The following is a 15,006-nucleotide window of genomic DNA, read 5'->3' as shown; positions in this document are numbered from 1 at the left end:
GGGGTCACTAAGATGCCCCCATGGGGGCACTATTAGATAGTTCGACGGATCTATCCGGGGGCGAGTCGCCGGCCACGTTGGCCACTTTGCTTCGTATCCTGCACGCGGAATCGCAGTCCGCGCTGCGGCAGCAGCAGGTGTTGTGGCGCTGGCTCGATGGCCACGATCCCAGCAAGCAGCTACGGATTTCGTTGCGCGCCAACGGGTTCGGAATGCTGCTCAATCAGATCGATGCAAAGCGGGGCCGGGGCGGCTAGATTGGTCAACCCGCCAGCGTCGCCCGGATACACACCGTCACGTACGGCAGGGCGACGCCGGTGGAGTTCGCCAGTGCCGGGTGGGTGGCCAGCAGTTCGCGGACCCGATCCAGCGTCTGGGTGCGCACCCGTGCCGGTGAGGTGATGCAGTAGCTGCGGGAGGCCACCAGGTCCACCACCGCCTGCGGCGTCAGGTAGTTGGTCCACTCCACCTGATGGCGCTGCACGTCGCGGAACGGTTCCGGCAGCGGCACCGACTGGCTGAACGGGTCGTGTTCGGGGCCGATGATGGCCCCGAGATCCTTGACCCAGCCCAGCCGCTCGTCGCGGGTGTTCCACACCAGGCCCAGCCGACCGCCGGGCCGCAGCACCCGGGCCACCTCGGGGATGGCGCGCGCCGGGTCGACCCAGTGCCAGGCCTGTGCGACGAGGACGGCGTCGACGCTGTTGTCCGGCAGCGGAATCTCCTCGGCCGTGCCGAGCAGCGCCGGGGTCTCGGGCAGCGCATTGCTGAGCACCTCGAGCATCTCCGCGATCGGGTCGACCGCCACCACGTTCAGTCCGCGTTCCACCAGCCGGGTGGTCAGCTTGCCGGTGCCGGCGCCGAGGTCGAGCACATCGCGCGCGCCCGGCGGCAGCAGCCAATCGATGGCGTCCGGGGGATACGACGGGCGGCCCCGCTCGTAGGCGGCGGCCTCCGAACCGAAGGACAGCGACCGTGCGGGGTCTTGCGCGATCACCGGGACGCCAATTCCAGCGTCTGCCGGATCAGGGCGCCGATGGGTTCCATCTCGACCAGGAATCCGTCGTGGCCGCTGATCGACTCGACCACGTTGAGCCCCTCGCAGCCGGGCAGCAGATCGGCCAGCTCCTGCTGCAACCGCAGCGGATAGAGCCGGTCGGAGGTGATGCCGCCCACCACCGTGGGGACCGAACAGGACCGCAGCGCCGCGGCCACCCCGCCGCGTCCACGACCCACGTCGTGGCTCGAGAGCGCGTCGGAGAGTGTCACATAGCTGCCGGCGTCGAACCGGGCGCGCAGCTTGGCGCCCTGATACTCCAGATAGCTCTCCACCGCGTACCGACCGCCGGTCAGCGGGTCCTCGTCGCCCTGCGCGATGTTGCCGAACCGGGTGTCCAGCTCGACCTCGCCACGGTAGGTCAGGTGTGCGAACCTGCGCGCGATCTGCAGCCCGGCATCCGGGCTGCGGCCGGTCTCGTAGTAGTCGCCACCCTGCCAGTCCGGGTCGGCCTTGATGGCCGCGATCTGAGTGCTCTGGGTGCCGATCTGATCGGCCGTGGCGCGCGCGCCGACCGCCAGCACCAGCCCGGTGCGCACCGTATCGGGATGTCCGACAATCCATTCCAGCGCTCGGGCACCGCCCATCGAGCCGCCCATCACGGTGGCGACCTCGGTGATGCCGAGGGCGGCCAGCGCGGCGATGTCGGCGTTGACCTGGTCGCGGATGGTGATCACCGGAAAGCGTGAGCCCCATGGCAATCCATCGCGCTTGCGCGAACTCGGTCCGGTCGAACCGCGGCAGCCGCCCAGCACATTGGTCGCCACCGCGCACCAGCGGTCGGTGTCGATCGGCGCGCCCGGCCCGGCGATGCCGTCCCACCAGCCCGGGGTCGGGTGCCCCGGTCCGGCCGGGCCGGTGATGTGCGAATCGCCGGTGAGCGCATGCAGCACCATGACGACGTTGTCGCGAGCCGGGGACAGCTCGCCCCAGCGCTGGACGGCGATGCTGACGTCGTCGAGCACCACACCGCTTTCCAGCTCGAGTGCACCGATGTTGACGATCGCGGTCTCACCCTCGGGGGGCAGGACGGCGTGCGCGAATACGCGCTCTTCGGAGATGGTCATGTCCGGCTCACTCAAAACGCCGCCACGGCTTGGGGGTCCGGGTGCCCCACGGCTCCGGCGGCGGCGAAGCCACGCTCGAGGTCGGCCAGGATGTCGTCGATGCCCTCGATGCCGACCGCCAGGCGCACCAGGCCCGGGGTGACCCCGCTGCTGAGCTGCTCCTCGGGCGAGAGCTGCTGATGCGTGGTGGAGGCCGGATGGATCACCAGCGACCGCACGTCGCCGATGTTGGCGACGTGGCTGTGCAAGGTGAGCGCGTCGACGAATGCCTTGCCGGCGGCGACTCCGCCGGCCAACTCGAAGGCCAGCACCGCGCCGGTGCCCCTGGGCGCCAGCTTCTTTCCGAGGTCATACCAGGGTGAATCCGGCAGTCCGGCGTAGTTGACGCTGGTGACGCCCTCGTGGTCGGCCAGGTACTTGGCGACGCATTGCGCATTCTCCACGTGGCGTTCCATCCGCAGGCTCAGCGTTTCCAGGCCCTGCGCCACCAGGAAGGCGTTGAACGGGGAGGCGGCCGAGCCGAGGTCGCGCAGCAACTGCACCCGGGCCTTCAGCGCGTAGGCCGGTGCGCCGAGTTCGGCGAACACCACACCGTGGTAGCTGGGGTCCGGCGTCGTGAACCCGGGGAATCGTCCGCTGGTCCAGTCGAAGGTGCCGCCGTCGACGAGCACCCCGGCGATCGCGGTGCCGTGGCCGCCGAGGTACTTGGTGGCCGAATGCACGACGATGTCGGCGCCGAGCGCCAGCGGTTGGATCAGGTACGGCGTGGCGATGGTGTTGTCCACGATCAACGGCACGCCGTTGTCGTGGGCCACCGCCGAGACCGCGGGGATGTCGAGGATGTCGATCTGCGGGTTGGAGATGGTCTCGGCGAAGAAGGCCTTGGTGTTGGGCCGCACCGCCGCCCGCCAGGACTCCGGATCATCGGGATTCTCGACGAAGGTGACCTCGACACCGAGCTTCGGCAGCGAGTGCTGGAAGAGGTTATAGGTGCCGCCGTACAGGCGCGGGGAGGACACGACGTGATCGCCGGCCGCGGCGATGTTGAGGATCGAGATGGTCGAGGCGGCCTGACCCGATGCCAGGAACAGCGCCGCGACGCCGCCCTCGAGGGCCGCGACGCGCTGCTCGACGACATCGGTCGTCGGGTTCATGATCCGGGTGTAGATGTTGCCGGGTTCGGCCAGGCTGAACAGGGCCGCGGCGTGGTCGGTGCTGTCGAACGTGTAGGAGGTGGTCGCGTAGATCGGCAGGGCCCGCGCATTGGTGGCGGCATCGGGCGTCTGGCCGGCGTGGACCTGCTTGGTCTCGAACGACCAGGAGGCGCTGTGATCATCGGTTTTGTTGCTCATGGGGTGGTGTCCTTCGGTAGCTGGTCTCGGATGCTTGTCCGTCGGCGCTGGCACGACGGATCGACGCGCACGGGTGCGCGTCGGTTCAGCAGCAGTGACACATATCGGGCCGCATCAGGTTTCCCTGTCTACTCTTGGGGCCCGCGTACCGGACCCGCGCTTGCCGTGTAACCCACTGGATGGTTGGTCCAGTGACTACTCAACCTGGTCATCACCCGGGGCACCCCACCGCGGTTGGAGGGTTGCCGGCCAGCAAGCCGGGGCTTGTTGCTGGCACTCATGACCGATACGCAGAATATCCCAACCGACCGAGTGTCGGCCAGCAGGCACGCTTCAGCCACCCGCGAAACGTCCGGTGGGGTCAGGCCCGGCGCTGTTCGGGGCCCGGCGCGGAGTGCTCGTCGAGGAAGGCGATCAGCAGGTCCGCGACGAGGTCCGGAGCCTCCAGCATCGGGATGTGTCCGACCCCGTCGAGGCGGGTGGTGCGCGAGGTGGGGGGCAGATTGTCGAGGAAGTGCCGGTGGCCGCGCACGGCGGGGAAGACCCGGTCCTTCTCGCAGACCACCAGGTGGGTCGGGACCTCGATCTCGGAAAGCTCCAGCAGTCCCGGCAACATCAGGGTCTTGACCAGCAGCGCGAAGTAGGCGCGGCAGTGCGTGGCGTCCGCGACGAGGTCCACCAGGTCGGCGTCGGTGGGCCCGTCGGCGGGACCGCTGACCGCCAGCGTGGCCACCCGGCGGGCGAAGGGCAGCCGAAGGATCCGGGGCCCCAGCAGGCGCGCGGCCAGCAGGACCGGACCGCCGGCAATGAACTTCGCCACGGTCTCGAACTTGACCGGTGACCACTGCGTCCAGCCGCCGGCCGGGGCGATGCCGGTCAGGGTGCGGGCCCGGCCGCGTCGTTCCAGCTCGAACGCGACCCAGCCGCCCAGCGAATTACCCACGATGTGGGCGGTGTCCCAGCCCAGTTCGTCGAGTTGTCGTTCGACGTGATCGGCGAGCAGTTCGGTGTTCAAGAACCACGTCCCGGCGTCGGGTCCGCCGTGGTGGCCGACCATCGTCGGGGCGAAGACCTCGTAGCGCCCGGTCTCGGCGAGCTTCTGCCCGACCGTGGACCAGACCTGCTGCGAGCACAGGAACGGATGCAGCATCAGGACCGGTTCACCGGTGCCCAGATGAATGGGGGCGCGACGGAACGTCATGACCCGACTTTAGCAACTATCCGGTACCCCCGGTACCGGCTCGCCTGCGGCCGGGCGGCGTCCGACGCGTTGGTTAGGGTGGGGCCTCGTGATCGTCACGACCGTCAACGTCAACGGCATCCGGGCCGCCGTCAAGCAGCGCTCAACCGACAATCTTGGTTTGCTGGCCTGGTTGAAGGAAACCCGCGCGGACGTGATCTGCCTGCAGGAGACGCGCGCGGACGATGAGCAACTGGCCGAAGCGCTGGCCCCGGCCATCGCCGACGGCTGGCACCTGGCGTCGGCGGACCCGCATCTCAAGGGCCGCAACGGCGTCGCCGTGCTGTCCCGCACCCCCTTCGACGAGGTGCGCATCGGCTGTGGCGCCGACGAATTCGCGTTGCACGGCCGCTACCTCGAAGTCGACACCGCGGGCCTGACCGTCGCGAGCCTGTACGTGCCGACCGGCGAGGCCCAGACCGACCGCCAGCTGGAGAAGGAACGCTTCATGACCGCGATCGCCCACCGGATGGCCCAACTGCGCGCGACCGGCCGGGACGCGCTGCTGTGCGGGGACTGGAACGTCGCCCACACCGAGAACGACATCAAGAACTGGAAGGGCAACCTGAAGAAGTCGGGATTCCTGCCCGAGGAACGGCAGTGGGTCACCGATCTGCTGGCCACGGGCTGGGTCGACGTCGTGCGCGCGCTGCATCCCGAGGGGCCCGGTCCGTACAGCTGGTGGTCCTGGCGCGGCAAGGCGTTCGACAACGACGCCGGCTGGCGCATCGACTACCACCTGGTCACCCCCGCGCTGGCCGCCCGGGCCGTGACCGCCGGCACCGAGCGGCCGGCCGCCTACGCGCTGCGCTGGTCGGACCACGCGCCGGTGACCGTCGAATTCGCGGATGAAAAGATGGCCGCATCATGAGCGACAGCAGCGCGGCCCGCCGAGTGGTGTTCTCCGGCGTCCAACCCACCTCCGATTCCCTGCACCTCGGCAACGCGCTGGGCGCGATCAACCAATGGGTGGGAATGCAGGACGAGTTCGAGGCCTTCTTCTGCGTGGTCGACCTGCACGCCATCACCGTGCCCCAGGAGCTCGAGCCGGAGGTGCTGCGGCGCCGTACGCTGGTGACCGCCGCGCAGTATCTGGCGTTGGGCATCGATCCCGCGCGCAGCGCCATCTTCGTTCAGAGTCACGTGCCCGCCCACGCCCAGTTGGCTTGGGCGCTGGGGTGTTTCACCGGTTTCGGGCAGGCGTCTCGGATGACGCAGTTCAAGGACAAGTCGGCCCGGCACGGCAGCGACGCCACCACCGTGGGGCTGTTCACCTACCCGGTGTTGATGGCCGCCGACATCCTGCTCTACGACACCGATCTGGTTCCGGTCGGCGAGGATCAGCGCCAGCATCTCGAGCTCACCCGGGACGTGGCCCAGCGCTTCAATGCGCGGTTCCCCGACACGTTCGTGGTGCCCGAGGCGCTGATCCCGAAGGCCACCGCCAAGATCTACGACCTGCAGGATCCGACGGCGAAGATGAGCAAGTCCGCGGCCACCGAGGCCGGGCTCGTCGCCCTGCTCGACGATCCGGCCAAGACCGCCAAGAAGATCCGTTCGGCCGTCACCGACAGCGACCGGGAGATCCGGTTCGATCCCGACGCCAAGCCCGGGGTGTCCAACCTGCTGACCATCCAGTCGGCGGTGACGGGCGCCGACATCGACGCGCTCGTGCGTGGCTACGACGGCCGCGGCTACGGCGACCTGAAGAAGGACACCGCCGAGGCCGTGGTGGAGTTCGTCGGCCCGATCAAGACCCGGGTGGACGAATTACTGGCCGATCCAGCCGAATTGGAGTCCGTCCTGGCCGCCGGTGCGGACCGGGCGCGGGAAGTGTCTGCAAACACGCTGAACCGGGTATACGAGCGGCTGGGCTTTCTTCCGCAACCGTCGTAGGAATAGGACACAGGCTATGACCGAGCCGGCCGAATCGGACGCCAAGCCCGGAATCCTCGATCGCCTACGCGCTCGGCTGCCCTGGTTCGACCACGTGATGCGCGCGCAGCAGCGCTACAACGACAGCAAGGGCGACTTCTACGCCGCCGGCATCACTTATTTCACGATCTTCGCGCTGTTTCCGTTGATCATGATCGGATTCGCCGCGGGCGGCTTCGTGTTGGCCAGCCGACCGGATCTGCTGGAGCAGGTCGAGAACACCATTCGCCAAACGGTCAGCGGTGATCTCGGCGGGCAACTCATCGACCTGATGGATTCGGCCATCTCCTCGCGCACCTCGGTCGGCGTGATCGGCCTGGCGACCGCGGCCTGGGCGGGGTTGGGCTGGATGGCAAATCTGCGCGAGGCGCTGTCGCAGATGTGGGGTCTGTACCGGGGGGAGCGCCCGGGGTTCCTGCGGACCAAGCTCTCGGACCTGGCGGCGCTGCTGTCGGCGTTCGTGGCCATCGTCATCACCGTCGCGTTGACCACGTTGGGTAACGCCTCGGTGATGGAGAACGTGCTGGGCTGGTTGGGCATTCACGACGCCACCGTGCTGGGCCCGGTGCTGTGGATCGCCTCGACGCTGCTGGCGCTGGTCGTGTCGTGGATGTTGTTCACCTGGATCATCGCCCGGTTGCCGCGCGAATCGGCCACTTTGCGTAGCAGCGTCCGGGCCGGCCTGATCGCCGCCGTCGGTTTCGAGATCTTCAAGCAGGTGGCCTCGATCTACCTCAAGTCGGTGGTCACCGGCCCGGCCGGCGCGACGTTCGGTCCGGTGCTGGGCCTCATGGTGTTCGCCTACATCACGGCCCGGCTGGTGCTGTTCGCGACGGCCTGGGCGGCGACCGCCAAGGAAAACCTCACCGAAGACGTGATCCCGGCGCCGGCCCCGGCCGTGATCAACAGCCGGGTGATCACCCGCAAGGGTCTGGGTCCCGAGCAGGCGGCGCTGGCCGCCGTCGTGGGAGCCTTTGGCGCGCTGGGGCTTTCGCGGCTGCTGCAGCGTAAGCCGGAGCGCTGATGGCGCTGGCGACGCCCTGGTCGCGGGCGCTTGGTCTGGACGCGCCGATTGTCAACGCCCCGATGGGAGGTGCGGCCGGCGGCCGGCTGGCCGCGGCGGTCTCGCGCGCCGGCGGGCTCGGCATGATCGGGATGGGCAGCTCGGCGACGGCCGCGTCGCTGCGCGCCGAGGTGGCCCAGCTCGACGGGCTGGACCGGCCGTTCGGCATCGGGTTGGTGCACTGGGTGATGGCGGCCGAACCGGAACTGCTCGAGGTCGCGCTGGCCGCGCGGCCCACGTTGCTGTGCGTCAGTTTCGGCGATGACTGGACCTGGGTGCGGGCGGCCCAGGCGGCCGGGGTTCCGACGGCGAGCCAGGTGGCCACCGTCGCCGGTGCCCGCGACGCCGTGGCCGCCGGCGTGGACGTCGTCGTGGCGCGCGGCGCCGAGGGCGGCGGGCACGGCGAGCCGGCGGTGGGCACCCTGCCGCTGCTGGCCGAGGTGCTCGACGTCGTCGACGCGCCGGTGCTGGCCGCGGGCGGAATCGCGACACCGCGCGCGGTGGCCGCGGTGCTGGCGGCCGGCGCAGCGGGGGCGTGGGTGGGCACCGCCTTCGCGGCCTGCGCCGAGGCGTTGACGTCGGCCTCCGCGCGCGAAGCGCTGCTTACCGCTGCGGGCGACGCCACCGAGTTGACCCGGCAGTACGACATCGCCGCCGGATACCGTTGGCCCCCACACCTTCCCGAGCGGGTACTGCGCGGATCGCCGGTCAACGCCGGGCAGGGCGTGGGATCGGTGCGCCGCCCGGCCCCGGCGGCCGCCGTGGTGGGCGCGCTGTGCGAGGGCGCCGAGGCGCTGCTGCGCAACTGGGGCCCCGCCGAATAGAGCGCTCAGCGCGAGAGCCGGCACGCCAGTGCGGACACGCCGTGCCCGGCCAGCATCCGGGCCAGGCTCGCGGTGGCGTTGCTGCGTGGATCGGGCTCACGGCGGCGCGCGATCCGGCCGAGCTGTTCGGTGTGCCACATGACATCGGCGGCGGCGCGCAGGAACACCGGCCCGCGCCGCGCGCCGCTCTCGGCCCCCTGATCGAAGTCGGCGCCGGTGCCGTCGAGCAGCCGTCGGGGGAACTCCGGCGCCAGGGCCATCGGCCGGGCCAGCCCGATGACGTTCACCCCGGCATCGAGCGCCGCCTGCATGCCCGCGCGGCTGCGAAACCCGCCGGTCAGCATGATCGGGGTGGAGATGCGCTCGCGAGCCCGTTCGGCGAACCGCAGGAAGTAGGCCTCCCGGGCGCGGGTGCTGGCGCGGGTCGGCTGCTCGGCGAGGCCGACCATGGCGCCGGATTCGAAGGTGCCGCCCGAGATCTCGACCAAGTCGAGATGGGTTTTTCCCAGGGCGCCGAGTGCTTCCAGCGCGGCCAGCGACTCGTCCTCGGAGAAGCCGCCGCGTTGAAAGTCCGCCGAGTTGATCTTCACCCCCAGCGGTACGTCGGGCCCGATCGCGGCGCGGACCGCCTCGACGACCGCCAGCAGGAAGCGGCGGCGGCGCTCGGGTGATCCGCCCCATTCGTCGGTGCGGGTGTTGGTCGCCGGTGACAGGAACTGGCTGATCAGGTACCCGTGTGCGGCGTGGATCTCGATGCCGGTGAAGCCGGCCCGGATCGCCAACTGCGCCGTGTTCGCGAAACCGGCGATCAGGTCGGTGATCTCGGCGGCGGAGAGCTCGCGCGGCAAGCCGTACATGCCCAGGCCGCCGGACATCGGCACCGCCGACGGCGCCGTCGGCCGGCGGCGCAGGTACCGCGGGATCTGCCGGCCCGCGTGGTTGATCTGCATCCAGACGCCGGTGGCGTTGTCGGTGGCCGCCCGCGCCCACCGCGCGAAGGCCGCCAGGTGCTCTGCGCTGTCGAGGACGGCCTGGCGTGGTTCGCTGACCGCGCCGGGTTCGATCATCACGTTGCCCGTGATCAGCAGTCCCGCACCGGACTTGGACCAGCGGCCGTACAGTTCGCGGAGCCGATGGTCGGGCGCGTGCCTGCGGTTGGCGAGTTGTTCGCTCATGGCGGCCTTGGCGATGCGGTTGGGCAACACGGTGCCGCAGGGCAGGATCAGCGGATCCGAGATCTGGACCATGCATCAACGTAGCCCAGGATTTCCCGGTCCGGCCGCTAGGGTGCGTGGACATGATCCGTCACAGCCTGCTGGGTGCCGCCGCGGCGGTGCTGGGCGCGCCACCGGCAGCTGGACTCGTCGCCGCGCTGTACCGGTTCCCGGTGCCGTTCCACGGCTACGTCAGCGGGTTCGCCGCCGCGCCGACGGCCGCGCTGGCCGCGCTGTTCTATCTGGCCGTCGGTGGAATCGTGGTGCTCGGGGCGGCGGGTGCGGTCGCGGGCGCGCTGTTGGCCCGCGCGCGTGCCGAGCGGGTGACCGCGTGGACGCTCGTCGCGGGGTCTGCGCTCGCCGTCCTCGCCGCCGTGGCGCTGGCGGTGCTCGAGCACGTCATCGGGCCGTGGTGAGCCCCGCTGTCAGTACTGCGGCCTGCGGTTCATCGACCGGGCGGCCATGATCAACCCGAACACGATGATGCTGCCGACCACCGCGACCCCGACCCGGACCGGGGCGCTGTCTGCCTCGGGCAGCACGCCCGCCGCGTGGGCCGCGACCGCCGCGTCCGCGGCGCGCTTGGGTGTCGACAGCGCGGGGTCGGGGTCCACCAGGGTGCCCACCTGGGTGCCGGGCGGGGTCCCGAAGCCGTAGTCGAGGAGGCGGGCGGCCTGCTCCCAGGGCGCGATGGGGACCCGGGACCCGCGCATCAGCACCGCCACGAGCCGGCGGCCGTCGCGTTCGGCGGCGCCGACGAAGGTCTGCCCGGCGTCGTCGGTGTAGCCGGTCTTGCCGCCGAGGGCGCCGGGATAGTTCTCCAGCAGCTTGTTGTCGTTGTAGATCTCGTACGGCGGGTTGCCGTCGCGGCCCGGGAAGTCGTAGGTCTTGGTTGCCACGATCTCTGCGAAAGTGGGGTTGTCCCAGGCGTATCGGTAGAACAGGGCCATGTCGTAGACCGAGGTGCTCATCCCGGGGCCGTCCAGCCCGGACGGCGTCGCCGCCCGGGTGTCGCGGCCGCCCAGCTTGCTGGCCAGGGTGTTGAGCTTGCCGAGGGCGGGATCCATCCCGCCGAGTTGCACGGCCAGCGCGTGGGCGGCGTCGTTGCCGGAGTGCATCATCAGGCCGTGCAGCAGGTCGTTGATGGTGTACAGGCCGCCGGGGGCCACCCCGACGCGGGTGCCCTCCTGATTGGCATCGTCCTGTGTGCCCGGCACGCGCTTGTTGAGGTTGAGTTCGTCGAGCGCGGCCATGGCCGTGAGCACCTTGACGATCGAGGCGGGCCGGTGCCGGCCGTGCGGATCCTTGGCGGCGATCACGTCGCCGGTGTCGAGGTCGGCCACCAGCCAGGCCTCGGCCGACACGTCCTCGGGCACCGGTGCGGTATCGGGGGCGGTGACCAGACCGCAGCTGCCGAGCGCGTCGCCGCCGACCGGCTTGACCGGAACGGGCAGCGGGGGCGGCGGCGCCTGCCCGGGTCTGGGCACCTCGGAGGCGTCGACGGCCGGCGGGGTGTGCACCCGGTAGGGGCAGGCCGGGCCGCTGCCGGGGTCGGCGACCGCCACCGCGGGTGCGGCGCCCAAGAGCAGTGCGGCCGCCAGGGCGGTGCCCCGCAGCAACGCACCCACGCCGGTGATTCGTGTTCTGGCCATCGGGGTGCAGATTAAGCCCGACAGCCGCCCGGTTCGTGGAGGCGCGCTGTGACTGAAGTGGTTTGTGTTGCGGGTGTGACAGCGGCTGCCGGTGCCGCTACAGTCGCCCGGCCGCCTCGGTCAGTACCCCGTGCAGGACTTCGTAAATGGCGTCGAACTCGGCCTGCCCCGAGATCAGCGGCGGTGCCAGCTGCACCACCGGGTCGCCGCGATCATCCGCGCGGCAGTACAGCCCGGCCTCCCACAACGCCGGGGTGAGGAACCCGCGCAGCAACCGCTCGGACTCCTCGTCGTCGAACGTCTCGCGGGTGCCCTTGTCCTTCACCAGTTCGATCCCGTAGAAGAACCCCTCGCCGCGCACATCGCCGACGATCGGCAGATCGAGCAACTTCTCCAGCGTCGAACGGAACGCCGGCGCCATGTGCTTGACGTGGTCGTTGAGTCCCTCGCGCTCGAAGATGTCGAGATTGGCCAGCGCCACCGCCGACGACACCGGGTGGCCGCCGAAGGTGTAGCCGTGGGCGAACACGGTCTTGCCGTCGTGGAACGGCTCGAAGAGCCGGTCGCTGGCGATCATCGCGCCGATCGGCGAGTATCCGGACGTCAATCCCTTGGCGCAGGTGATGATGTCCGGCACGTAATCGAAGTCGTCACAGGCGAACATCGACCCGATGCGGCCGTAGGCGCAGATCACCTCGTCGGAGACCAGCAGGACGTCGTACTCGTCGCAGATCGCACGTACCCGCTCGAAGTATCCCGGTGGCGGGGGGAAGCAGCCGCCGGCATTCTGCACCGGTTCGAGGAAGACCGCCGCCACGGTGTCGGGGCCCTCGTACTCGATGGCCTCGGCGATCCGGTCGGCGCAGTACTCCCCAAACGCCTTGATGTCGGTGTGATAGCGCTCCGGGGCCCGGTAGAAGTTGGTGTTGGGCACCCGGAACCCGCCCGGCGTCAGCGGTTCGAACGGTGCCTTGAAGGCCGGGATGCCGGTGATCGCCAGGGCGCCCTGCGGGGTGCCGTGGTAGGCGATCGCACGCGAAATCACCTTGTGCTTACCGGGTTTGCCGGTCAACTTGAAGTACTGCTTGGCCAGCTTCCAGGCGGATTCGACGGCCTCGCCGCCGCCGGTGGTGAAGAACACCCGGTTGAGATCACCCGGTGCGTAGCCGGCCAGCCGGTCGGCCAGCTCGATCGCGGGGGCGGTGGCATAACTCCACAGCGGGAAGAAGGCCAGCGTTTCGGCCTGTTTGGCCGCGGCCTCGGCGAGCTCGGCGCGACCGTGTCCGACCTGCACGACGAACAGCCCCGAGAGCCCGTCGATGTAGCGCTTGCCGGTGTCGTCCCAGATGTGCACGCCCTCACCGCGAGTGATGATCGGCGGTGTGATGCCGGCGCCGTGGCGGGCGAAGTGGCCCCACAGGTGGCGGTCGGCCTTGGCGGACAGTGATGTCATCGGGTACCCCAATTGTATTGCTGCTTGACGAGTTTCAGATAAACCAGCGTCTCGGTGGAGATCACTCCCGGGACCGCGCGAATCTGGGTGTTCAGCAGCTCCAGCAGGTTGTCGTCGTCCTCGCAGACCACCTCGGCGATCGCGTCGAAGGATCCGGCGGTGAGCACCACGTAGTCGACCGCGTCGATGGCGGCGAGCTGCTCGGCCACCCTGCGGGTGTCGCCGGTGCAGCGGATGCCGATCATGGCCTGCCGCGCGAAGCCCAGCTGCATGGGGTCGGTGACCGCCACGATCTGCATCACGCCCGCGTCGACCAGCCGTTGGACGCGTTGCCGCACCGCGGCCTCGGACAGCCCGACCGCTTTGCCGATGCCGGCATAGGAACGGCGGCCATCCTCCTGCAACTTCTCGATGATGGCCTTCGAAAGGTCGTCGAGTTGCATGGTGGGCACCGATCCGTTCACGCGCGGCGGCCCGGAAGACGATGAGGTGGGCGATTCGGACATGGGTTGATTGTGCACGGAATCAGTTGTCATGGGCAACCAATTCGGTCAGTATCGAAAGTTCCGGCCGTCTTTGTCGCACGATTACGTAGCGACTTCGGTGGGCTGGAGGCGTCGTCGTGCACTAGCGTTGGGCGCATGACCGCGACGGCATCCGGCCAGACCCGGACAGTGGCAGGCAGTTGGATCGACGGGGCGGTGAGCGGCGCGGACGGGCGGCCCCATCCCGTCGTGAACCCGGCCACCGGGTCCGTCGTCGCACACGTGGCGATGGCCACCACCGCCGAGGTGGATCGCGCGGTCGGCGCGGCGCGGGCGGCGCTGCGCGAGTGGTCCCGGGCCGCCCCGGTCGAGCGCGCGGGCGTGCTGGGGAAGTTGGCGGAGTTGATGGCGGCCAACGCCGATTTGTTCATTGCCGAGGAGGTCAGCCAGACCGGTAAACCGGTGCGGCTGGCGACCGAGTTCGACCTGCCGGGCAGCATCGACAACGTCGCGTTCTTCGCCGGTGCGGCAAGACGTTTGGAAGGCAAGGCCGCCGCCGAGTACTCCGCGGACCACACCTCGAGCATCCGGCGCGAGGCGCTCGGCGTGGTCGCCACCATCACACCGTGGAACTATCCGCTGCAGATGGCGGTGTGGAAGGTGATCCCGGCGCTGGCCGCCGGCTGCACCGTGGTCATCAAGCCTGCCGAGATCACGCCGCTGACCACGCTGACCCTGGCCCACCTGGCAGCCGAGGCCGGCCTGCCCGCCGGTGCGCTCAACGTGGTGACCGGTGCCGGGACCGATGTCGGCGCCGCGCTGGCCGGGCATCCGGGCGTCGACGTCGTGACCTTCACCGGGTCGACGGCCGTGGGCCGCAAGGTGATGGCCGCGGCCGCGGTCCACGGGCACCGCGCCCAACTCGAACTCGGCGGCAAGGCTCCGTTCGTGGTGTTCGCCGACGCCGACCTCGACGCCGCGGTGCAGGGCGCGGTGGCCGGGTCGCTGATCAACACCGGTCAGGACTGCACCGCCGCGACGCGAGCGATCGTGGCGCGCGAACTCTACGACGATTTCGTCGCCGGGGTGGCCGAGGTGATGGGCAAGGTGGTGGTCGGAGATCCGCACGATCCCGATACCGACCTCGGGCCCCTGATCTCGACGGCCCACCGGGACAAGGTCGCGGGCATGGTGGCGCGCGCCCCGGGCCAGGGCGGTCGGATCGTCACCGGCGGCAGCGTTCCCGACCTGCCGGGCTCGTTCTACGCGCCGACCCTGATCGCCGATGTCGACGAGAATTCCGAGGTCTACCGCGACGAGATCTTCGGACCGGTGCTGACGGTGCGGTCGTTCACCGACGACGACGACGCACTGCGGCAGGCCAACGACACCGAATACGGCCTGGCGGCCTCGGCCTGGACCCGCGACGTCTACCGCGCCCAGCGGGCCTCCCGGGAGATCGACGCCGGATGCGTCTGGATCAACGACCACATCCCGATCATCAGCGAGATGCCGCACGGCGGCGTCGGCGCCTCGGGCTTCGGCAAGGACATGAGCGATTACTCCTTCGAGGAGTACCTGACGATCAAACACGTGATGAGCGACATCACCGGGGTAGCGGACAAGGACTGGCACCGAACGATTTTCACCAAACGCTGAGTGTC

At 69.8% G+C, this 15,006-nt stretch carries 15 protein-coding genes and 1 riboswitch; of the genes, 7 read left to right on the top strand and 8 right to left on the bottom strand.

All coding sequences use genetic code 11. The annotated features are described in order from the left end of the window. The first annotated feature begins 20 nt into the window (after positions 1–20). A complete protein-coding gene (locus RCP80_RS18300; protein WP_308479026.1) occupies positions 21–257 on the top strand; it encodes a hypothetical protein in 237 nt (78 codons plus the stop codon). A 5-nt stretch (positions 258–262) separates the two neighbouring features. On the opposite strand, the gene RCP80_RS18295 is transcribed toward RCP80_RS18300, so the two are convergent. The 4 genes from RCP80_RS18295 to RCP80_RS18280 all read right to left on the bottom strand — a co-directional run bounded on the left by RCP80_RS18295 (position 263) and on the right by RCP80_RS18280 (position 4,677). Then, positions 263–997, bottom strand: coding sequence for a class I SAM-dependent methyltransferase (locus tag RCP80_RS18295; protein ID WP_373693374.1), 735 nt, complete (start codon positions 995–997; stop codon positions 263–265). Beyond that, a complete protein-coding gene (metX, locus tag RCP80_RS18290; RefSeq protein ID WP_308479025.1) occupies positions 994–2,124 on the bottom strand; it encodes a homoserine O-acetyltransferase MetX in 1,131 nt (376 codons plus the stop codon). Before metX ends, RCP80_RS18295 begins: the two co-directional genes overlap by 4 nt. Before the next feature lie 11 nt (positions 2,125–2,135). Then, the gene (locus RCP80_RS18285; RefSeq protein WP_308479024.1) at positions 2,136–3,476 is read right to left on the bottom strand and encodes a bifunctional o-acetylhomoserine/o-acetylserine sulfhydrylase; all 1,341 of its coding nucleotides are present in this window, start codon (positions 3,474–3,476) and stop codon (positions 2,136–2,138) included. 151 nt (positions 3,477–3,627) lie between these two features. Then, positions 3,628–3,761: riboswitch (SAM riboswitch) on the bottom strand. Positions 3,762–3,837: 76 nt separating this feature from the next. Next, positions 3,838–4,677, bottom strand: coding sequence for an epoxide hydrolase EphH (locus RCP80_RS18280; protein WP_308479023.1), 840 nt, complete (start codon positions 4,675–4,677; stop codon positions 3,838–3,840). A gap of 88 nt (positions 4,678–4,765) precedes the next feature. Between RCP80_RS18280 and RCP80_RS18275 the strand changes: the two genes are divergently transcribed. From RCP80_RS18275 to RCP80_RS18260, 4 genes are read left to right on the top strand one after another with little or no spacing between them, the layout of a single operon-like run. Beyond that, a complete protein-coding gene (locus RCP80_RS18275) occupies positions 4,766–5,587 on the top strand; it encodes an exodeoxyribonuclease III (RefSeq protein ID WP_308479022.1) in 822 nt (273 codons plus the stop codon). Further along, positions 5,584–6,612: a tryptophan--tRNA ligase gene (trpS, locus tag RCP80_RS18270; RefSeq protein ID WP_308479021.1), complete on the top strand. Its 1,029-nt coding sequence runs from the start codon at positions 5,584–5,586 to the stop codon at positions 6,610–6,612. Before RCP80_RS18275 ends, trpS begins: the two co-directional genes overlap by 4 nt. Positions 6,613–6,628: 16 nt before the next feature. Continuing rightward, the gene (yhjD, locus tag RCP80_RS18265) at positions 6,629–7,675 is read left to right on the top strand and encodes an inner membrane protein YhjD (protein ID WP_308479020.1); all 1,047 of its coding nucleotides are present in this window, start codon (positions 6,629–6,631) and stop codon (positions 7,673–7,675) included. Further along, positions 7,675–8,538 (top strand): nitronate monooxygenase, encoded by an 864-nt coding sequence (locus tag RCP80_RS18260; protein ID WP_308479019.1) that lies wholly within the window; start codon positions 7,675–7,677, stop codon positions 8,536–8,538. Before yhjD ends, RCP80_RS18260 begins: the two co-directional genes overlap by 1 nt. A 5-nt stretch (positions 8,539–8,543) precedes the next feature. Here RCP80_RS18260 and RCP80_RS18255 read toward each other — a convergent pair whose 3' ends face one another. After that, positions 8,544–9,785, bottom strand: a complete 1,242-nt coding sequence (locus RCP80_RS18255) for an NADH:flavin oxidoreductase/NADH oxidase family protein (RefSeq protein ID WP_308479018.1) — start codon at positions 9,783–9,785, stop codon at positions 8,544–8,546. 50 nt (positions 9,786–9,835) lie between these two features. Here RCP80_RS18255 and RCP80_RS18250 point away from each other — a divergent pair, with 50 nt between their 5' ends. Further along, complete coding sequence (locus RCP80_RS18250; RefSeq protein WP_308479017.1) at positions 9,836–10,168, top strand: hypothetical protein; 333 nt, start codon at positions 9,836–9,838, stop codon at positions 10,166–10,168. A gap of 9 nt (positions 10,169–10,177) precedes the next feature. Here RCP80_RS18250 and RCP80_RS18245 read toward each other — a convergent pair whose 3' ends face one another. From RCP80_RS18245 to RCP80_RS18235, 3 genes are all read right to left on the bottom strand, one after another. Then, complete coding sequence (locus RCP80_RS18245; RefSeq protein WP_308479016.1) at positions 10,178–11,404, bottom strand: D-alanyl-D-alanine carboxypeptidase family protein; 1,227 nt, start codon at positions 11,402–11,404, stop codon at positions 10,178–10,180. 97 nt (positions 11,405–11,501) lie between these two features. Further along, positions 11,502–12,857 (bottom strand): aspartate aminotransferase family protein, encoded by a 1,356-nt coding sequence (locus RCP80_RS18240; RefSeq protein WP_308479015.1) that lies wholly within the window; start codon positions 12,855–12,857, stop codon positions 11,502–11,504. Further along, positions 12,854–13,363 carry an Lrp/AsnC family transcriptional regulator gene (locus RCP80_RS18235; RefSeq protein WP_373693373.1) on the bottom strand — a complete coding sequence of 170 codons (510 nt, stop codon included), beginning with the start codon at positions 13,361–13,363 and terminating at the stop codon, positions 12,854–12,856. The genes RCP80_RS18240 and RCP80_RS18235 overlap by 4 nt, the downstream gene beginning before the upstream one ends. A gap of 135 nt (positions 13,364–13,498) precedes the next feature. Between RCP80_RS18235 and RCP80_RS18230 the strand changes: the two genes are divergently transcribed. After that, positions 13,499–15,001: a gamma-aminobutyraldehyde dehydrogenase gene (locus RCP80_RS18230; RefSeq protein ID WP_308479014.1), complete on the top strand. Its 1,503-nt coding sequence runs from the start codon at positions 13,499–13,501 to the stop codon at positions 14,999–15,001. Positions 15,002–15,006 lie beyond the last annotated feature (5 nt).

This window comes from Mycolicibacterium sp. MU0053, assembly GCF_963378095.1.
Classification (GTDB): domain Bacteria; phylum Actinomycetota; class Actinomycetes; order Mycobacteriales; family Mycobacteriaceae; genus Mycobacterium; species Mycobacterium burgundiense.
Note: the sequence above shows the minus strand (reverse complement) of the source record. Positions and strands in the feature narration are given on the sequence as shown.